Origin of the sequence: Pseudobutyrivibrio sp. OR37, assembly GCF_900113655.1 — a bacterium.
Taxonomy (GTDB): Bacteria; Bacillota; Clostridia; order Lachnospirales; family Lachnospiraceae; genus Pseudobutyrivibrio.
Genome location: NZ_FOQF01000007.1, coordinates 102,330 through 123,801 on the forward strand (window position 1 = coordinate 102,330; position 21,472 = coordinate 123,801).

Genomic DNA, 21,472 nt, shown 5'->3' on the forward strand with positions numbered 1-21,472 from the left:
CCTAACTCTAGGGTTACCCCACAAACTCCTATCATTTTAACAGATTAAGGCATGGTTCACAACAATATTAGGAGTAATTCTCCCCCGACAAACTAAAGGAAAATATAACTTTCCGTGGCAAATCTAATTACATCCATTGGTTTTAACTTGTAAGGTTTTCTATACACAAGGGGAAGACTGTTTAGAAAACTCCCATTGGTACTGTTTGAATCAGTAATATAATAGTCGTTGCCTTCTTTTGTAATTTTGGCATGATTTCCGCTGACGGTTCTTGCATGGATTACTGCATCATTAGCCTGGGCAGTGCCAATTCTAAACACATCCTTATTTATGATGAAATCGTCCTCGTTGCTGTTGCCATCGTACACAAGCCTGCCTACGGGCTTGCTATCGGATAAAAGTACTGTCTTTTCATCTATTTCATAATCTGGCTCAATAACAAAATCCTCAGATGTTTCTCTCTCAGTAGAAGCCTCATCTTCAAAATGCATCTTGCCAAAGATAGCTTTTGTCTTCTCAATTATCGTATTTACGATATTCTTTGAATACCCCTCTTCCACCTCATAGTAGTCGGAAATATATTCTGCACCTATGGCATCAGTGTTATATTCCTCATAATCAGACGCTTCTTTTTCGTCCTCTTCCTCATCCAAAAACACCTTCTCTACCTGGATTTCCTGAGGAGCTTCCTCAACCGCCAGGCATTCTATGATTTCTGCCAGGGTGTAATCCCCCTTTAGGCACAGCTCGTAAGCCTCGTAGATTTTCCTAGAGGCTTCTCTATCGCTAGTGGCCAGCTTTGAAACGAAATATTCCATCAAATCCCTAAACTGAGTCTGCACACTGCCGCAGCTATCTGGGAAATAGCACAGGCTAACCCTGCAATTTTCCTTACTCTTTTCAAGAAAAATGGTTTCTTTATCAAGCAGGAAATGCTCTTCATCTATCAAATATCTGCTTGCCTCATCCAATGCCACCTGTAGATTCACCACAAAGCTTGTAAGCAAGCCTACAGTCAAGTCGTTGGTTTCGATATAATCTGACAGGTTTTCCTTTCTGCTAATCTTGTAGCTTATTCGCTTTTTTCCATCTATTTCAAAGCTATTCATATCAAGTATTGCTGATATGTTATTATCCATTATCATTCTATACTCGTAGGATGCTGCATTCAGCTCCCCTTCTAGCACCATATAGCTTTCATTGTGCTTTCGCTCGTATGTGATTTCCATATATTTAATCCTTTAGGGCGTGATAAACACCCATCATTCCTTCCTTTAATCTGAACAGGGTTACCGCATCAAAAGCCCCGTCCTTGTGTTTTACATATTCGATTGCCAGCTGAAAAAGCTCGTAGGCAATGCCAATGGCTACGCCGAATACAATAAAACAGAGGCTGATTACAACAGCAGCCTCAACTGTATAGCTTCCCTTTAGTTTCACTACAAACATCCTTTCAATCCGCCCACTGCAACCATTATCAAGTACGCCAAAAGAATGAAGGGAACAAAGGGCAGCTCCCGATCTGGTCCATTATCGTATTTACGAATTACAACCACTCCAGTAGCTGCTGCAAGAATAGAGCTAAGCCATACCAGCACCAGGGTATTCATAAAACCTAAATAAAGCCCTGATACCATCACAATCAATGCATCGCCCTTCCCAATTTTTTCTTTTGAAAGAATGCTGAACACCAATATGGCAGCACCTACCGCAACGCCGCCAATTATACTTACAAAGCTGTACTTCGCATTTACGATATTAATCAGCACACCGATTACCGCAAACACTATTATCTCCAATAGCTTTATCTGCCTAGTCCTAAAGTCATCATAAGCTGTAAAGCCGTACAAACAAACTAATCCAAAGGCTTCCAAAATTATCCTCCTACTATCTATATAATCAATGCTTCTCCCCTGCAGCGCACTTGCTGCAAGGTCTCATTGTGTCCTTCACTTCCTCATATAGCACCTTTTTAATGTTGTGCTTTATTTTGTTGCAATTTATATCACTGTGATAGGCAGTGCCGTAATCAGTGATGTAGTAAACACTGGTTTTAGCGGCTGTACTTGGCTTGCATTTTTCGCATGGGTAATACACACCTCCACCTTGATTTCTTTTGCCAGATAAATCAGCCCCTGCCACACGATGCACGCTAGGGTTCAAATAGGTGCAGTAATAATTTGTATGATAGGCCTCTCCATGGTCTGTGATATACACATACCTGCCATCCGTAGTGTTTTCAGCCTTATCATAGCCTACCCATTTTCTGCATCTGGCTCGCTGACTTACATCAAATTTAAAATTGCCCAAAAGCCCCACCGGAAAGGTCATGGTATAGCTGGCCTTTAAATCGATATAGTTTCCCTCCACATTAGTCTCGTAAAAATTAATGCCTACGGGGCCAAAATCTATAAATTCAATTGGTACCTTATTTTTTGCCACCTCGACACCTGCAAGGCCGATGGTGGCAATCTCCAACGCCCCCTCCGACAATTCACCTTTAATGGTGGGCGGGTCATTTGTAGTATCTACGTCCTTCTCCGATTCCCCTTTATTCACAACGTTTCCAAGTGTCACCGCCATTGTCCTGCTGGCGTTATCAAGAGATTTTTGCATCCCTGATTCCACCTGCAAAAGCCTAAAGGTAAACATGCCAAACACCATCAGTGTAATAAAAAGGGGCATGATGATTGCCGCCTCTATGGTATAGCTAGCCCTTTTAAAGGAGGCATAAATAGGCATCTCCTTTGAATCGTTTGGATTTGGTAAGTCAGACTTTAGAAACAACAATTTATTAGAAACAAAACTGAATAAAAACAATAATCCTAATCTATATAGGCGTTGGGGGAACCTATCATTTTTAAACTGAGACACCTATTTACACCTCCTTTAATACGTTATTTGTCGTGATTTTGATATGGTATAGCCTTCCATTCCTCCACCACTAAACAGTGATAGAAACATTTCATCCGCAGAATAATCCATAGTCACATCAGCCATAAACATCAGATTGTCGGCCTTTACATACCTATAGTCCTCCGTGGCATTTAGTGCATTTTCCATAACATCGCAGGCCCTCATGCCCAGGGTGCTGGTGCTATGAACAGCCAGCAAGCCTATCAGATATTTTTCATAGCTGACTCCTCCCTTGCATTGCTTCGCTTTGCAATTCACATTTAAAAACGATGACAAATGCATTACATCCGAAGTCCACTGATTTTTATTTTTCACCACGGGAACAGTGCCTCCAGATAGTAGCAGCCTCACGTCTAATACACTTTCGATGTATGCCCAGGAGGCTATCACCGCCCCTTCCACCACTGGCTCTATAGGTGGATTGAAGCTGCTTAAGGTGGCTGCCACGGATTTTGCCTGTAAGCTTAATTCGTTGCTATTGCAGATAGTTGCAAAATTGGCTGCCTCTCTGATAGCTAAAAGCTCTCCAACCACCACCGCAAGAGACTGGGCATCCGACTCCTTTCCAGCAATCAGATATTCCACCTCATATTTCATGCCTGCGTGATTTTTGTCCTGACTAAAGCTACTGTAATTTGTAAGCAGATAATCTATAAACAATGCTTTATCTGCTATGTTCTGACTATTTTCAAACTCCCCTGTACCTACCTGTAGCTTGCGATGAGAGGGCATTACACTTTTGTCCCATTCGGCTCCAGAGATTATATCCACATTAGTGACCTGAGCCAGCACACCTTTCGACAATGCCTCCTTCATCAGCTTGAAAGCGTCCAAGGGATTATCCTCAACCTCCTCCGGCTCGGTGTAATCTGCGGAAGATGTATTTGGATCATCATCCTCATCTGCGGCAGCCTTTTTCTCCTGCAATTCATTTTTTGCATTTTCTAAAGCCGAGCTTCCTTCTTCCGCCTTACTTTCCACCTGTACCTTTTCAATGCCATTCACTTTATCAAGGTGTCCTTGAATTCCATCAATTATCTGGGCCGCCATATCATCCTTTGCGGCCTTCGTGCCCAGGAAGGCTACACCAGCACCCTTGCCATCAGTCAAAACCTGATACTGATTCACCGTAACACCAGCCGGATTAAGTCTGGCAAAGCTGCTCCCCTCCTCTATATTTGCGTTGAATTTCGCGTAATCCATTAGCCTCTGACTAAAGATTGATGGCCCGATATTTTCACTTCCGTAGCCCAAATCGATAGCCAGAATTTTATAGTTGGCCCAAAGATATGGATTGTACTCGGAAAACCCGCTTTCCACAGCCATGTCCAAATACTCCTGACCAAAATCATTCAGCTCGTAAACTCTTATGCACTCGCTCATTGTAAAAATCAGCGTCATCACTACCACCAGAATCAAGGCGAAAAACACCGTAAGGCTTCCCTTTAATTTATAAATCAATATACTCTCCTAGCCTGTGAGTTAATCTGGTTGAAAATGTTGTTTACCAGACTGTTTAACTGATTCTTAAAAATTATTACAAGGCCGATTAATACAACCAAAATCAAAATGGCTTCAGAACAAGGTTTTTGATTCTACTCTGCTTTTCACTAAAAGTAATAATGTAATAATGTTCTACTTTGCTTTTCACTATATTCTATTTTGCTTTTCACTTGTAATTAATAAAAAAGGATACACATCATTGTGTACCCTTTCTATACCTTGTCTAATTGATTCATTGCTATTTTAATAGCCCTATATGAAGAGATTATATTTTTACTTAAAATATATGAGCTTGCATCTTCGATTTTGTTATTAGTTTCTGCCGTACCATCAACTAGATTTATTATAGACATGCATTCACGATAAGCTTGTTGCTCATATTTAGGTCTATCCAAAATATTTTCTATTATTATACTTGTACAAGAACCTATAAATTTTGCCTGATTAATGAAATAATTTCTATTTATTTTTATTTTATCGTTGTTTGTTGGTAGATGACTTTCATCTGTGATATATTTCCCTTTACCAACGCTTCTGTAATGAGATGCTATAAAAATTCTACCATTAAATAAGTCAATTTTATCCTCAAATATATGTATTTCCAACTTAGTACCAATATACTGCCACGGAGCTGAATAATAGTTGTCTTCGAAATTTATATGACTATCATATTCCACTTTTATCTTTTTTATTTTAAATATTTCAAACATATAACTTGGCAAATTAGCTAAGCTATCTTTTTCATATTCAACAAAAATTTCATATAGGGAGCGTCCATTATTTATATCCTTAATCGCATTTACACTCTTAAGTAATTGCTCATTATATAATGCTATATTATTTTGATAGAAATCATTATTCTTTTTTACAATAAAATTTGCACTCTGTAGCAATCCTTTCATTTTTGATAATGATATATACGATACTTCTAAGCTGTAGAATTCTCTCATTCTTTCAAACATAACATCATTTGTAGTATTGCTTTTTGTAGTTATTATTTTACATGGTAAGCCATCAACAAAAGTAAACAAATCATTAAGAGCATTTATTAACGAGTATACCGAATTGTCTTCATATGCTTGAATATAACAATACTTAGAATATTGAAAGAACGCTATAAAATAATAGATACTATCAGTTTTTTCTTCATCATCAAATTTTGTTGTTTCTGGCAACCAACACACCAATACTGATTCACCTGGAAGACCATTAACTGCCTTATTAATATCGTTTACGTCTTTAAAATATTTGCAAAAAGAAGCATATTTATAATACGCTACCCCATCATTTATGCACTCTTTAACATATTCTTCCCAACATTCTTTGAAGCTTTTTTGTTCGTAAAAAAGCTTACAACTTATCGCCGACTTATCAGGAAGACGCTTGCCAGTTTCTGTATATTCATTTAAACCAAACAGTTCAATCATAAAATCTTCATCACTCATACCAAGTAATTGTGTTTCTCGATTTTGTGCCATTTTCAGTGTTTTTCGTATCGTAGGATACGTAGTCCCGACAATTTCAGCGATTTTACTTCTGTTAATTCCAGAGTCATTTAATTCTATTATTTTTTTATAAGCCTTTGCATTTAGCTTACTCATATTTTATCCTCTTTTTGCCACAATATATGGAATATCTGGTAATTCTATCTCGTCATATTCTATATTACCATCATTACAGATTTCACATTTAGGGTGTTTGTTAACAATATCAATTATTCTATGATATTTTACAGCACCGCAATATGGACAACTAACACGTATCTTCTTCTTTGATATACATGGTTCATTTCTTAGCATATTAAGCGTCTCTTCATCTGATTCATCTATATACAATTCTAAAAACGCATCAGCTTCTAATGCTCTCTGAACTTGAGATTTTATAATTTGATTGCGTGTTCTTGCAGTAATTTCATGCTTTTTTAAATCAAGCATTTCAATCACAACCTTGTATGGCTCAATATCGTTATAATCCCTCATCTTCCAGTATTGCTTTATTGATTCTACTGAGTGCCTTGGATGCTGCTCCTTACTTTCTGGCCTTGTATAATATTTCTCCTTAATATCGTCATACGATAGCTTTTCATGAAAATATAATTTGTATGTATTCTCAATTGATTTTTTTTTCGCCTTTAAGCTTAATTCATTTATATCATCCAGTGCTCTCATAATTTCATTTTGCAAATCATATACTTTATCATGATTTCGGTCGTTTATTTGATATTTTTTTTTATAATAATCCTCTAATGCATATAGCGCATAGCTAAAATCAGAGTTCATATAAAATATGTTTTGCAACCTTTTTAATTCTAATTCTTTTTCATGATACAATCTGTTATAATTGAACGCTGGTAAATAACTGCCTCTATATTCTTCTTCCCATTTTGAAAGTTCTTCTAAGGAGTTTATTCTTGATATTTCTTCAAGTATTTCTTTATCAATTAACGAACTAATTCTATGAGTAAAGATAGCATGCTCAATTCCCTTTAACTCCTCTTCTCGGTATTTTACTTCAAAAAATATTGCTGCTCTTACTTCAGAAATATGATTAAGTTCTGACCGTTTCTTTTCCCCCTCCTGTAGTTCTTTTTTTAATGATGCAATATCTTTTTCTATTTGATTCTTTCCCATTTGAATCTGTTCTGCTTTACTGTATACCTCATCAAATCTTGGATATTCTAGGCCTGCGATGAACAAATCTATTGCATCGTCACGTTCTCTCTCCATGTCTTCTATTTTTTTTCTCAACTCACTATACGCCACAAAATCTTCGCTTGAAAGATTACTAGTTTTAAAGTAGTAATCATCAAATATATGTGTATTTTTAAGGATTGATAATGGTATTCCAGCTTCAAACAACACTAATTCAATACATTTTCCATTCTTTATTTCTCGTTCCAAATAACTGTAAAATGCATTTTTAAATGCAATCGCATTCTTAGTCAACCCCTCAACATAGTGACTCTCATATATTGTTTCATACTCCACATTAGTTAATTCAAAATCAAGAAATATGCATCTAGTTTCTTGCTCTAAATTTATATATTTGGGTTCAGAATTGACACTTGCTTTTTTTATTATATTTTCAACCTTTCGGTTAATATCTCTATAATACCGCTTAAGACTTCGATTTACATAATCTACTCTAGAATCATACCCAAGTCCACTTGCTAACTCTTGTAACTCCTCAAAAGTTATTTGCTTTGAACCATATTTATCGAAAACAACCTTCGTGAATTCATCTGTAAAAGAAAAGACATCGCTTCCTATATGCTTTGTATAATAGTTACTCTTTATTTTTTCAATATCTATCTTTTTTATAAGCACATTAAAATAATTATACTTAATCATCTAAATCCCCAATATTTGCAAATTTTTCTGCCCATTTCTTTCTAAATTCGACTGGTTCTATATTTGCTTCTTCAATATTATCTTCAACTTCTGCTATTCTGTCCGGTGTTTCAAGAACCTTAATTGCTATCGAATCATAGTTCAAAAAGAAATCTTTCATTTTCTCATATGCATTTCCATCTACACCTAGTTTTAACTTTTTCGCTTCTTCTGAACATGAATAATCTGGTTCAGTTTGCAAAAAGCCTATCTCAACAAAATGATCCAACATAGCTGCGTATAAAAGATTATTATTTATATATTTCAGGTATTTACCTTCCATTCGTTTAAGCGAATTATTTTCTTTTATTTGTTCTTTTAATTCGTTATTTATCTCTTTATTCTGAAATTCCAAAGTGTCAATGTGCGCTTTTTTTAGCTCAATATCTGTTTCTGCAGTTTTTACTTCATTAGATAGTTTTTGATTTGCTTTGATTAACATATTATTAGCTTCACGTAATCGTTCAAGTTCATCACTAATCTCAACCAATGCTTTTCTGAAGTCCTTCCCATTTTTACATCTTTGCATAATCGTTTCGATATCTAATGTACTTTCCAAAAGATGCTCCTCTACACCATTTTCGGATATATATCGAGTACGGAGCTCTTCATTATACCTTTCAATAAAGTCTTTGATCTCTTTATTGTTACGAAAGTCATATGCTTGTAATCCATATGCATCCGCATATTTCAAACGGCAGTGCTCTGCTATTTTGGTAACTACTAATTTCCCCGGGTTATCAAAATCATCCACATACCTCTGTATAAAACTCATCAGTTCGCTCTTCGTAAATTTCTGTTTCATCTTCCCTCACCAATCTCTTCCAACAAACCAATGACAGATTATTCATATCACTTTGTAATTCTGCCATTCTTTGCTGCATCGATATAATTTCGTTCTCTGTTTCTGCATTCTTCAATAATTTAATAACAAAATCTATTTCATCATCTACTTTTTTCGAAATATCTTTTTCATTTTCATTGAGATTTACATTCACCTTACAATATTTACAATTTCTACATTCACCATCAACCGATACACAATCTCCACCATCACCACTAATAAATTTTTTTGAATAACATAATCCTTCATCCACCTCTATATAGTCCTTTTCCTCTGTAATTAGCGCAAAAGATGGCTTTACAAAATCTACAGCTTGTGAATAATTTGCTCTATTCTTAGATTTATCATAGTAATATTTTGTTGCACATTTAACTACCTTACTGATTGCTTTATAATAATTAGCAGACATTGCCATATCTGCATGCCCCGCAAATTCCATTATTGTCATTGGAGAACACCCCCTCAAAATCAGATTAGTCATAGCAAGATGCCTTGTATCTTTGAGGCGTATAAGCATTATCTCATCAGACATTAAGTAGCAATCGCTTTCGTTTCCATTTTCTGTTCTTATTCTATTCCCACGAGGAATTACAGAATAATTCAATCTATCACATATAATTTCTTCGTAAAATGAATGTAAAAGTTTATTCATATTACGATTTCCAAAACTTGTATTTTGACACTTTTTCCCTTTCACTTTGCCACTTTTTTCTTTCAGAAATTGTAACGAAAATAGTTCATCATATGGATGCGCGTAATCTTTGGTTCGCTCTCGATAATCATTAATCAAATCATAAGTAAACTTATTTATTTCATATTTATCAAAATAATAGTCTTTGCTCTTTTTGTATGTAAATACAGAAACTGAACTTCCCTTCATCCTAGTTCGTCGAACAATAATATAATATTTGCCATCTAATTCTTCGATACAATCTTTGATAACAATAGAGAACTCCGTTGGTCTTTGTGGAATTATCGTCGTTGTGTTCCAATATATGAACAAAGGATAATATATATCTTTTTCTCTTTCAGTCGCTGTTGCCCAAAATGTATTTATAATTTCATGGAATTTAAAATATGTTTCAAAATCACACATTTCCATAGGTTGATTAGTCTTTCTGCGTTCTCTCGCAATCTCATTCTTATAAATACATATTTTTTCTAAACTTTTAATATATATAGATTCATAGTTATGAAATAACTTAACAAATTCGATTACATAGATAATCACCATTGGAGCTAGCTTGTTTGAACTTTCCGTAATTTGTTTAAATCCATAACTATTCTTATACTCTCTCACTATAGCGCTTATTAATGCTTGAATATTTTTCAACTGTGTTACCCCCAGTCTCATACCAGCATAGATTTTTAAGCACTTAATAAAATATGGATAGTTCTTGCATATTTTACGTATTTCAAGTTCATTTTGCTTAAATTTTATATATGATTCCGACTCCTGATTTGTCGCCACCCACTCATCATCATCATAATTTTCATTTAAAAACACATTTTCTCTTCTGTATTTTTGAAATTTATTCCTAGCATATTCTTCCATCTGAGGTGTGAACTCAGTTACTGGAATACGCTTTGATAGTGTTTCTGATATAGGTACTTCCATTGTCAACATATATTAGTCCTCGCCTAAAATCCTAGCTATTTCATTGCTATACTTTTTAACGTTAACTTTATAAATATTCTCTAATACGTAGAGTAGCTCACTAGCTGCTGGTAGCAAATTGCTTTCTAACATTATCTGAGCCTTTCTTTTTTCTCCCTCCGTATTTGCTTGAAGATATGCTTTATTCGCCTTTTTTATTTTACTAATTAAGACAAATAAAATTCCCTTTTCCATAATCGATTTTGGGCATCCGATACAATTCGAACGATTTTTGTATTCACAACTTTTTCGCTGTGCCATATTTATACATGGACAGTTTAAATCATGACCAATTGCTGTATGATTAATAAACCGCTCTAGAATACTATTAATGTTCCTTTGAATATTCCCATTTGAAACGTTCTGTAGTATCTCATCGACTATAATTTGAGCCTCTGAATATTTCTGCCCAACCATACTCATCATATTATTAATTACTAATGGACTTTTATTCAGTTCTACAATCAGTTCATTCTGATATTTTACTGGAAGCCTTATATAATCTTTGCCATAAAGTGTCCCCAACAACATATAAGGGATAAAAGAACATACTCCTGCCTCCATCAGCATACGCATTACTTCATCACTACTGAGTCCATCTAGTTTATGACTTAAATATCGTGACGTCATTGGAGGTAAATCATAGTATGAGCTGGCATGAGCCCGCATATACGATCCAACTTGATACCCCATAACCTTGTTTGCAGAATCAGATGCTAGTTCTGTGTTTTCAACTATTACATCTTCATATGATTTGTTTGCTCTCCTATTCATAATTGGTTTGGTTCCAAATATCTTCGTATAATCAGGTCCAAAAAATGCTATATAATCATCAATTACTTTTGTAGGTTTATGTATTTTTCTTCCCTGAAGATGACTACATACTATAGCAAATGAAGTTCCAACTACCCTTTGCAGCGTCCAAGGAATCATTACAACCAAATATTTGTCTTTCTGCCTTGTATGTGTTTTTAAAGGAAGTAGACAATCACCATTGATTTTTTCTTCTAGTTGAAGAGCAAGTATTTCCGCTTCGTCTCCAAATTTACCGGCTAATATTCGTTGTCTTATTGCATTTATATTACCTCTCAACATATTTGTAGGTATCTGTTCAAGATCTGCTTCCCTCCATGCTGCAATATATAACCAAATGCAATGCAACCACAAAATTGCGAACTTTTCACTTTCTATCGCCTTTTCTATCATCTTATTTTCGCTGATATAGGTATCACTAAATAGCATGTAACCACCAGCAAAATACTGTTCTCTTGTGTAAGGAGATGTTTCTATGTTTTTTTGTGTAACCGCTCTATTCTGTTTTAAATCAATAGTAAAATTGCACTCATATCTTCTCTTTATATAACTCAAGAATTCTGCAACACTACGTCCCCAATCTCCTGATTTATCCTTCAAATAATCTAGAAGTATATCTATATCTTTATTGTTAGCATCAATAATTTCACAATTAATTGTTTTAGAAATTGTATCAGCTATTCTCAATACTCTACTACGAGGTCTTAAGCTCAAATATTGCTCAATAATTTCTTTCGTCTTTGGATTCGCTTCATAATACTCAGACTTCATTAATAATTCCCACTTTTCATCCACAAGTCCGTAATTATCAATATATCTTTGTATCACATTCTTACACTCATCTAACATATTTTTTGATATGTAATACGAGTTACGACGATCTTCATGAAGACACGAAGCTTCCCATGATATTAAATATTTAGAAATAGAACTACTACGTAGGAAATTATTTAGACAAGCTCTATCTACTCTATTCTCAATGTTAAAAACTGTATTATTCAGGTTTATTTCGCTACATAATAAATCATAGATTCCAATATAAGTATTTTTTCTCTCAAGATAGTTTTTATACGATTCTCGTTCAACATAATTCTGATTATTAATAATACTTATCTTGAAACAGCCCTCTTTTGCCATTCTCAACAATTTATACTTAGATATTTTCTCTTGGCGAGAAAGCTCTATGACACTAATATAGTCAGCTATTTCATATTTTTCTAATTCTCTATTAATTGCATCATCTAATACACTAATCTCAGATTTCAAAATTAAAGGCTTCGCAAAAGGCAATATATATTTATTATTTTCTTGAGTAAATTTTCCCTTAATTTGATTTTTAATATTACGAGTAAAACTACTCTTATGCTCTCCTTGCATAGTAGCTTCCATAAATGACTTATCAATGTAAACTTGTATATTAATATATTTATCAATTTCTTTTAATGCTTTATCCACATATCTAGAATCAATATAGTTTTCTCCATCAATTTTCTTGCCTGGGATTAGACCATCGATAATAAATTTATTTAGTGTTGTTCTTGTTACAATTTTTGATTTTTCTGCCCATTTTTTTTCTGCTTCACAAACCTTAATCAACTTTATTTATAATCCTTCCTAGTGTTTCGGCTGATTCTAGATATTTTCTTTTTATTGCCCCTTTATTTCTCAGATAAGTTTGAGCCGATGTTACAATCTTATCTCCTCTTAATCCCATTATTTCAACATCATCAAGCCCTTCTAATACAAGTTCTACCGTAAACCAATGACGCAATGCATGTGCTCCCCATGTATGAGTACTAACATTGTTATAGAAAGCTCGTAATTCTGGATTTATTTCGTTCTTAAACGATGGAATTACATGGTTCCTCATTAGTTTTTCCAAACGTTCTCGATATGTATCACTAGTCATAGCCATGTAACATTGTTTTTTACGGCATTTATTTTTATTTAAAAAAAGTGCACCATATTCTTCTCTAGGTTTGTCACTAATAAGCTGTAAATGACGTTTATAAAACTTATAAATTGTATTGTTATACCTGTGAAAAGCATACCGTTCATTATGTCTCTTAATATGCCCCACTGATTTATAGTCTGACCTTAATTGATACTCCTTTCTTAAATCTATTTTAAACGAACGACAATTTCTTCCATCATAGTCAATTAAGATACCAGGTCCATACATACTATCACGGCGTCTAACATTACATATCTCTCCTTCTCTTATCCCCATAAACAGACCTAAAATTAAAGGGAATGTTAGCTCTGGGTCATATATCTCTGCCATTGCTATAATTCTAGGTGCTACTTCTTCAGGCATATCACGAAATAATTGCTGATATCCTGTTTGGTTATTCATATAACGGAGCTGAAATAACCATCTTTTCTCAACTCGTCTTTTTTGGCCATCAGTATACTTTTCAACTTTTAACAGATCTTTACTTTTTAAATGACACATTTGGACCAATTCTGGATTTTTTTCTCGTTCCATACACATGTTATAAAAAAAGGTACCAATTGAATCACGTTCGTCATTACAAGAATCTTCTGTTGGATAAAATCCTGCTTTTGTTTTTTTTTGGCAAAAATAAAAAAGGTAATCTTGTATCATCTCTCTAGTAAATTGGGTCGGATCATCAACATGATATTTATCGAAGTTCTCAATAATTACGTAGTTTAGTATATTTGTCACAGCATAGCAGCCTTTTTTACTATGCCCCCAAATTATTACATCTTCTTCAATATTTTTTCTGTATAACAAGTAATCAGCATATTCAGTGACAGCTACAGGGATTTTTGTTTCTTTATGTATAAGCACAATAACTGGTCTTTTGAATACTTCTCCATCAATAACATAATCGCATTCCTTAATAACATACCTGAATCTTTTTATAATTCGTTCCTTATATTTATCACCGCCTTTGAGAACACCTGTTTTCATTTACTTTTTGCCACCTTTGCTTTTTTCTTTTAATTTTAGCATTTTCAGTATATTCATTAAATACTATTTTTGACAATCTTATTTTTGACTATAACTTATGACTATATATTTTTGCTCATACAATTAAACTAATAACCATGCTTCTATAATCATAAGTTTTGACTATATATTTAATCATAAAAAAAGCAATCACAAATGATTGCTTTTTATAACTGTATTAATTAAGAATTTGTATTCAATAATGAATTATTCGTATATCGGTTTTTTCATTTTTTGCTCTCTCTATCATATTTCTTGTACCTTTACTTCTTCCATTCCAAAATGCTATTAACACAGATTGTTCCTCTAGACTATAATCTAGCATCTGCTTATTTCTAATAGGTCCTGCGGCTTTTCCATATTTTTTCCATTCTGCAGGAAATATTTTTAATGATATATTATGTTTTTTTGCATATAGTTCTGCCAAAGAATCCGCACCACTTGAATGGCCAGAAATTATTTCAATATTATCTATTCCTAATTCTTTAACTATCTTATTAACTTCCTCACTAAATAACACTTTATTATTAAAATCTCTTCCTCCAGCAATGATTATTCTATATAGCACCGTCGTTAATCTCCTCTTCATATTCAACTATTTTCAAACCTTAGGCTAGTCTTTCTTTTCTCAGGCTGGATTTATTATATTCCTAGTGAATCCAGTTTTGATAAAGAATGCCTCAATGGCTGCCTCTTTAATGACATTAATATTGGGCGATTATTCATATCATTGATACTTTCCCTCAGGCTTTTCAGGTGTTCATATTCCTTTCGATTTAGACTTATTACTATGTTTTTCCTACATAATAAATCTGCCGCTGCGTTGTATTTTCTATTCACTGAAATCACATCAACTTTTCCAAATGAATCTACAAGTTTATATTCACCCTTAATCTTATTCCATTTTTTTAGTGCTTGATCATTATCTATAATTATTTTGACTTGATTATAATAATTATATTTAAAGGCAAGTTTGTTAAGTACATATGCAATTCCCTCTAATGTAATTAATTCCATATTGTTGACTGTACTACTTTGAGCAACCCCACATTCAACTATTTTCGTTTTTTTCAGCTGCGCACTCTTTTTTAGATTTCCCTCAGCTATTATGTATGAAAAGTTACATATTGCCTTTGTACTCCCAATTTCATCTACTTTAAGTGTTTCATCTATAAACACCGATAGAATAGTAGTGTCTCCTATTAAACTTTCATTATCTCTGTTTCTCAGGTAATATCTAATAATTGCCTCACATGTCATAAACTCAATTCGTCCATAATTCTCTGCCTTTTCTAATGCATCATATATTTCAGTACGCTCTATTGAAGTATTTGATTTAATATAATTCTCCAATAAATCTTCTTCTATCAAACATATAGTCCTTAACAAATTCTCCATAATTAGTTTAATAGATTCAGATATTATTTCTGGATTTCTTTTAGAAATAATATAATAATTAATGTAATTTTGTTTTGCTTTATGAAGCTTTTCTTTCGGCACTTGTTTAGATGGTACACCTGTAAGTTGAACCATTCTCTTTTTATACTTACCAAGTATCCCTTTTAAATTTCTAATATCACTTTCCACCTCAACATCATATCTAATCTTTTTTGATGAAAGCATTTTTTCATAAGCAGTTCGTACTATGCTTTGACTTTCGCTCACTTCCACTTTTTATCAAGATCTCCCTTCTCAGCCCATTTTATATCCCTTAATGTCTAAGAAAATCAATTAACAATTACTTCCAAGAACACTTCCTGTTTCAAAAATTTCTTGCCAATTCCTTTAATCATTTAAGTATCACTTCTTCCATTCTAATTATAGTTTCTGTTCTTTCTTTTTCACTCATCGACTTTCTCCACTCTCGTTTAATTCGTGTTAGCGAACTGATGCTTATACCTGTCATTTTTGAAACTTTTTTGTATGAATATTTTTCTAACAAAGATATTGCTAAATCTCTTTGTTCTTCATTGAATTTCTTAGGTCTACCTTCTTTATATCCAGGTTTCAACCTTGCTAAGGCTCTTCCCTCTTGAGTTCTTTCAACAATCATATCTCTTTCAAATTGGGCAAACGATAGTAAAATATTTCTTACTAATACACTCATGGATGAATTATCAAGTATACCTAAATTTAATATATTAATACTTACCCCCTTTTCAATCAGGTCAGTTATTGTTTCTGTAGCTTGTCCCACTGTTCTAGATAATCTATCCATTTTTGTTACTATCAACATGTCACCTGACTTTACAGTACTTAACAGTTCATCCAAACGCGGCCTGTTAAACTGCGCTCCAGTATACGTTTCAATATATACTTCCTGAGCACCAGCTCTTCTTACAGCAGCTATTTGAGCCTCTAGGCTGTTACCATCATCCTTTTGTAGTTTTGTGCTAACCCTAGCATAACCATATACCATTCTCATCCCCCTAAAAAAGAACGGAAGCCTAATAGCTTCCGTTCATAACCTTCTCTAATAATGCCTCATTTCTATATGTTGTAGTAACTCCTCCTGGTCGATCAGAAACCACTTCTTGTTCTATACTTTCTTCGTTGATTACAACTAACCGTCCCTCATCAAGAAACATGGTAACAGTTTCTCCCTTGTCATTCACCTCTGATTCCAGATAATATTGGTCAACCGCATATATACCAATCCTCCTACCGATACAAATTCCTTCAAATCCACTTACTTTATCACGACATTTTTTTCCAAAGAATTCTTCTTGTTTTCTCAGTGGGATTGGGGTTTCAACCTCAATTATTGTTTCAAGCACATCAAATAATTGTGCTTCTTCCATAAAATACTTATGCTTATCACTATTTGTTACATTTCCTGCATACTGAGTACACCCAAATAACCAGACCAGCTTATGCTCACATACACCTTCAAGGCCAGTAAGCTTATTTTTTACCTTTTTCCCTAATAGCTCTTGTTCGTCACTCATTTGCAAATCCCCCTTTAACATAATAATTTACTAATGTCGACCTTTAGATAATCTGCAATTTGTACAAAAATGGTCAGATTTTCTGTTTCACCTTTTTCGTACCTTTGCAATGTGCGCACTGAAATACCAATGGCATCAGCACATTCTTGTTGCGAGATTCCGCGGTCTTTTCGCAATTTCTTTATCTGATTTTCCATGATATTCCTCCATAAATATTGTAATATAGTGTCTTTTTATTTTGTAGCGACAGAGTTGTCGCACGAACATACGTTGTGGTGCGCACGTGCACCATATTATTTTACCTGTTTTACATTTATTCTTCTATATAGAGGTGACAATTATGATTACTTTTGATCCTTTATGGAAAACTCTTAAAGAAAAAGATATTAGTCAATATGATTTAATTAATAAATATAATGTTGATAAAGCTGTTTTACAGCGTCTGAGAAACAATCACAATGTTCAGTTAAATACTATAGATAAGCTCTGTAACATCCTTAATTGCAACGTCGAGGATATAATTAGGCATAAATAAAAAGCATCCTAATCGGATGCTTTTTTTCTTATAACATATTCTGTAGATACTCATTAAAATCAAACCTGTATAGCCTTTCAACATATCTACCAATACCATCAATTCCAGGAAATAAGGTTTTTTCATTTATTCCAATCGTATCTAATTCATGTAATATTGCTTGTTTCCTATCTGCTGGAATAATAGTCGACATGATAAACTCATCTAGTCTTGCTGATTCATATGATTTAAATCCATCATCACCAACGTTTCCATTTATTATTTTCATTTGATTTTTTTCTTCAGAAAACATTTCCTCTAAAGGTGTTTCTGTCGTTCCCCATGCCATAAAAAAACTTGATTGTGCACTCATTCGACTATCTACATAATATGGCAAATACACAAAAGGATATTTAGGCTTGAACTCATTTTTAAAAAGACTATTAACCGCCTCTCGCTTTACTAGTTTTATCTTAAAAATAGAATCATCTATCTTATTAATATAACTATTGTAATTAATTTTATTTAAAATCCATATTTCTCCGTCTTTATCGTTTTTATCTTTACATGCAAAATATAGAGCGACTAACGGATTCTCAGTCCAATCTAATAATCGTGTAGGCACTCCATAATGTTGTGCATATTCTAACCAAGTAACATAATCATCCTTGGGTATTTTCAGATAAACACTCGCCTCTAGAATGAATTGATTTATAATATTCTGTTCTGTACCCCAAGTTAGGTATTCCTTATGTTCACCATTAGTTCTAAATAGTCCAGGTAATAATTTATATCTTTTATCACTATGACCTCTAAATAAGAATTGATGATATATTGGATTATTCGATACCAGATTATTTGGATACTGTCTCTTGAGCCTATCAACCACAGACAAATAATCTGAAACAGAATGAATAGTGTTTCCTTCCATAGCATTCTCCTTTAATTTAAGTAAATAATGGCAGTATCTCCTCCATCAAATCATTTCTAAAAGCTTTAATTAACTCCGTATAAAACAAAAACTTGGCCAATGGCTCATCTGTTTCTTCTTTATACTTAGCATAATCAGCATTTTCCTTAAGCTTTGTCTCATTCTGAAGCTTGCCATCATGATAATTATATGCTTCGTACTTAACCTCATTAAAATCAAGGTACCACTTATCCGCAAATCGCTTGATTTCTGCATCAATTGCAGCGTATCTAGCCACATTAATAATCACTGAAATATCCTGACCAACATACTTATCTTTCTGTTTAATAATATCATCCAAAATATCTGCTATAAGCTTACCAAGTTTTGGATTATTATTAGAATATTCTATAATAAGCTGTTTTATCTGAGCAATATCTACACTAAACTGAACTTCATCGCTATCTTCTTCATCCTGATTAATTGTATCCATAAAGCCTCTTAGCATTTCAACTATATACTCATAGTCCACTCTCGTTTTAACTAGTGATACAAGCTCATAATCATCAAATACTGGAGGTTCTCCAGGCTCAGGCTTATCTTCCTTTAACTCTGCTAGTACATTCTTATACTGAGCCGCGTAATCCTCGTATTGCTCGTGTGAAAATCCTAGCTCCTCTATCATGTAAGATTCATAATTTGAAAAGGCTCTTAAATGAGCATACGACTTATCTAAATCCCTAAACAACTTCACATACATTTTCTTCTGTTTTTTTGAAAGTCCTGGAACATCGCTAGGTTGAGGTGTAAGTTCTTTAAGTGCTTTCAAACATATTTTGAATATACGATATATGGTATCAAAATCTTCAACGATAGGATTTCCTTCACCACCTCTGGAATAAAGCGCTATAGCATCATCAATTGCTTCCTTCCATTCAAGTGGTGACTGAAAAGTCACAATCTGCCCATACAATTTATTCTTATCATATAAACGATTCGTTCTAGAAAAAGCCTGAATTATTTCATGTGGTGGTCTAGGTTGTCTATCTATAAACAAAGTTGATAAGCAAGGAGCATCAAATCCTGTTAACAATCTGTCAACGACAATAACTATATCTAGCTGCTGGCTTCTCTCAAAGTACTTTGCTTCTTTTCTTGCTAAACGTGAATTGAGATTACTATTGTAAGCTCTTATATTCTCCAATGAACAATGGGTTCCAAACATTTTATTATAGTCTCTTATTGACTCAGCCATTTTATCTTGGTTAACATTTGATGCTTCTCCATTCTCCGAGATTGAATATGTTATAGCAAATCTTGGAAAATCTGGAACTTGCTTGATTATTTCCTCAGAAATCTTTAATTCATCTTTTCCTTCCTTTACCTTTTTAAAATAATCATAATACTTCTGCGCCATCTGAATTGAGCTGCAGGTAAGTATCGCACTATATGTCTGCCCCTTTCCATTCTTAAAACCGAGTTTTTCTGCACACTTGTTAAAAATAACTTCAGTTACCGCTCTCATATGAACTTCAGATTCATAAATTAACGCATTCTTATTTCCATTTTTGGAACCTAAATTTTCAACAAAGAATCCTAAAACGGCACCATCATGAATAGCTTCTTTTATGGTATAACTATGTAATGGGTTTTCTGCTCCACCATACATTTGTGCAGTTGTTTGTGGTAAATCTCCTTTTGCACCTTTACCATTCTCTTCAAATATAGGCGTACCCGTAAATCCATACCAAAGACTATTAACAAAAAAATTCTCTAAATCACGTTTCGTTTGAGGTGTTACAGCCCTATGACATTCATCTACCACAAAAGCAACCTTCAAGCGTTTTATTTTGTCTATTTTTCTGCCAGTCTTTTTTAACAATCGCTGCATTTTCTGAACTGTAGTTACTATCATACAACGTTCCCCACTAGCCATCTTATCTATCAAAGTTGTTGTATAATCCGTATCTTCAACATCTACAGAATCGTTATATGAATAAGATTTAAAAGCCATTGTTGTCTGCTCGTCCAAGTCTTTTCTATCGATTAAAAACACAGTCAAATCGATACTTGGAATATCCATGAGCAAATTACGAGTTGCTTTATACGATGTCATTGTTTTTCCAGAACCTGTCGTATGCCAAATAAATCCTGATTCACCTCTTCTTGAAGCATTACGCATAGCTTCTATAGCATGTACCTGATATGGACGCAAAATTTGTAAACGCTTCTTGTCTCTGTCAAGTACTGTATATCTAGCAATCATTTCATGTGCTTCTGGAATCCTTAGCACTGCTCTTGCAAACTCTAGATAATCACTAACCGGATTATTCTCAGGATCTAACCAACGAGTCATAAAGTTTTGTTTTAATTCTGAATCTCTCGCTGGAGCAAAGTATTTAGTATCAACTTCATTTGATACTACGAACATCTGAACATTTGAAAAAAGACCTCTGAATTTACCCTCAGCAATATATTTTTTAATTTGGTTATAACCGTCAATATATGAGTGATCCTTATTCTTAAGCTCAATATGAATCATAGGAATACCATTTATGAGAAGTGTCACATCAAACCTACGACTTCTGGCACGCTCATCATCGTCCTCTTTAAAGGCCTGATATTGATTAATTACTTCGTATACACTAGTTCCACCGGCTATGTGCTCATTGTTGAGCACCATGAGATGAATTAACTCACTACCTCGTTGGATATGTACATAAACTTTTCCATTTTCCCCTACAAGCCATTCACCAGCCTCATAGAACGAGGAGTGAGAAACGTCATTTTTAATCTTTGCAAATTCTTCGTCTGTCAATGGAACTTCATTTAACTTATTCTTGTTATTTTGCTCTAAAATATATTTAAAATTAGCCCATAATTGGTCTTCGGAACGAATATCATTGCGGTAAGTCCACTGTGAATTTCCATTACATAACTGATTAATTAGTCTCTCCTCGATTACTCGCTCTAATTCAGCCATTTTTTGTACCCCCTTTTT

General features: G+C 33.9%; 19 protein-coding genes and 1 pseudogene. 1 reads left to right on the plus strand and 19 read right to left on the minus strand.

The window, feature by feature from the left end; all coding sequences use genetic code 11:
* Window positions 1-92 precede the first annotated feature (92 nt).
* From BM097_RS05280 to BM097_RS05360, 17 genes and pseudogenes are all read right to left on the minus strand, one after another.
* On the minus strand, window positions 93-1,229 hold the full coding sequence (locus BM097_RS05280; RefSeq protein ID WP_090546631.1) for a DUF6382 domain-containing protein: 1,137 nt from the start codon (window positions 1,227-1,229) through the stop codon (window positions 93-95).
* A 4-nt stretch (window positions 1,230-1,233) separates the two neighbouring features.
* A complete protein-coding gene (locus BM097_RS05285) occupies window positions 1,234-1,440 on the minus strand; it encodes a hypothetical protein (RefSeq protein ID WP_177197376.1) in 207 nt (68 codons plus the stop codon).
* Window positions 1,440-1,874: a prepilin peptidase gene (locus tag BM097_RS05290; protein WP_177197377.1), complete on the minus strand. Its 435-nt coding sequence runs from the start codon at window positions 1,872-1,874 to the stop codon at window positions 1,440-1,442. Before BM097_RS05290 ends, BM097_RS05285 begins: the two co-directional genes overlap by 1 nt.
* Window positions 1,875-1,899: 25 nt before the next feature.
* Complete coding sequence (locus BM097_RS05295) at window positions 1,900-2,685, minus strand: hypothetical protein (protein WP_090546637.1); 786 nt, start codon at window positions 2,683-2,685, stop codon at window positions 1,900-1,902.
* A 204-nt stretch (window positions 2,686-2,889) separates the two neighbouring features.
* The gene (locus tag BM097_RS05300) at window positions 2,890-4,377 is read right to left on the minus strand and encodes a DUF5702 domain-containing protein (RefSeq protein WP_090546640.1); all 1,488 of its coding nucleotides are present in this window, start codon (window positions 4,375-4,377) and stop codon (window positions 2,890-2,892) included.
* A pseudogene (locus BM097_RS05305) lies at window positions 4,374-4,493 on the minus strand (Flp1 family type IVb pilin); the annotation flags it as partial. The gene BM097_RS05300 and the pseudogene BM097_RS05305, both read right to left, overlap by 4 nt.
* A gap of 138 nt (window positions 4,494-4,631) precedes the next feature.
* Window positions 4,632-6,020 (minus strand): Mu transposase domain-containing protein, encoded by a 1,389-nt coding sequence (locus BM097_RS05310; RefSeq protein WP_090546644.1) that lies wholly within the window; start codon window positions 6,018-6,020, stop codon window positions 4,632-4,634.
* 3 nt (window positions 6,021-6,023) lie between these two features.
* Entirely contained in the window at window positions 6,024-7,769 is a 1,746-nt protein-coding gene (locus tag BM097_RS05315) for a hypothetical protein (RefSeq protein ID WP_090546646.1), read from the minus strand.
* On the minus strand, window positions 7,762-8,613 hold the full coding sequence (locus tag BM097_RS05320) for a hypothetical protein (RefSeq protein ID WP_090546648.1): 852 nt from the start codon (window positions 8,611-8,613) through the stop codon (window positions 7,762-7,764). The genes BM097_RS05315 and BM097_RS05320 overlap by 8 nt, the downstream gene beginning before the upstream one ends.
* Entirely contained in the window at window positions 8,555-10,279 is a 1,725-nt protein-coding gene (locus BM097_RS05325) for a site-specific integrase (RefSeq protein ID WP_090546650.1), read from the minus strand. Before BM097_RS05325 ends, BM097_RS05320 begins: the two co-directional genes overlap by 59 nt.
* Window positions 10,280-10,282: 3 nt before the next feature.
* On the minus strand, window positions 10,283-12,718 hold the full coding sequence (locus BM097_RS05330) for a hypothetical protein (protein WP_090546652.1): 2,436 nt from the start codon (window positions 12,716-12,718) through the stop codon (window positions 10,283-10,285).
* On the minus strand, window positions 12,711-14,060 hold the full coding sequence (locus tag BM097_RS05335) for a site-specific integrase (protein WP_090546654.1): 1,350 nt from the start codon (window positions 14,058-14,060) through the stop codon (window positions 12,711-12,713). The genes BM097_RS05330 and BM097_RS05335 overlap by 8 nt, the downstream gene beginning before the upstream one ends.
* A 235-nt stretch (window positions 14,061-14,295) precedes the next feature.
* On the minus strand, window positions 14,296-14,667 hold the full coding sequence (locus BM097_RS05340) for a DUF2493 domain-containing protein (protein ID WP_177197378.1): 372 nt from the start codon (window positions 14,665-14,667) through the stop codon (window positions 14,296-14,298).
* Between the two features lie 74 nt (window positions 14,668-14,741).
* Window positions 14,742-15,770, minus strand: a complete 1,029-nt coding sequence (locus BM097_RS05345) for a hypothetical protein (protein WP_090546659.1) — start codon at window positions 15,768-15,770, stop codon at window positions 14,742-14,744.
* A 118-nt stretch (window positions 15,771-15,888) separates the two neighbouring features.
* Window positions 15,889-16,518: a recombinase family protein gene (locus tag BM097_RS05350; RefSeq protein ID WP_090546661.1), complete on the minus strand. Its 630-nt coding sequence runs from the start codon at window positions 16,516-16,518 to the stop codon at window positions 15,889-15,891.
* Between the two features lie 28 nt (window positions 16,519-16,546).
* On the minus strand, window positions 16,547-17,047 hold the full coding sequence (locus BM097_RS05355) for a hypothetical protein (protein ID WP_090546663.1): 501 nt from the start codon (window positions 17,045-17,047) through the stop codon (window positions 16,547-16,549).
* A 14-nt stretch (window positions 17,048-17,061) separates the two neighbouring features.
* Window positions 17,062-17,244 carry a helix-turn-helix domain-containing protein gene (locus tag BM097_RS05360; protein WP_090546665.1) on the minus strand — a complete coding sequence of 61 codons (183 nt, stop codon included), beginning with the start codon at window positions 17,242-17,244 and terminating at the stop codon, window positions 17,062-17,064.
* Between the two features lie 143 nt (window positions 17,245-17,387).
* Between BM097_RS05360 and BM097_RS05365 the strand changes: the two genes are divergently transcribed.
* Window positions 17,388-17,582, plus strand: a complete 195-nt coding sequence (locus tag BM097_RS05365; protein ID WP_090546667.1) for a helix-turn-helix domain-containing protein — start codon at window positions 17,388-17,390, stop codon at window positions 17,580-17,582.
* 28 nt (window positions 17,583-17,610) lie between these two features.
* On the opposite strand, the gene BM097_RS05370 is transcribed toward BM097_RS05365, so the two are convergent.
* Window positions 17,611-18,492, minus strand: coding sequence for an FRG domain-containing protein (locus BM097_RS05370; RefSeq protein ID WP_090546670.1), 882 nt, complete (start codon window positions 18,490-18,492; stop codon window positions 17,611-17,613).
* Window positions 18,493-18,508: 16 nt separating this feature from the next.
* Complete coding sequence (locus BM097_RS05375; protein ID WP_090546673.1) at window positions 18,509-21,454, minus strand: type I restriction endonuclease subunit R; 2,946 nt, start codon at window positions 21,452-21,454, stop codon at window positions 18,509-18,511.
* Window positions 21,455-21,472 lie beyond the last annotated feature (18 nt).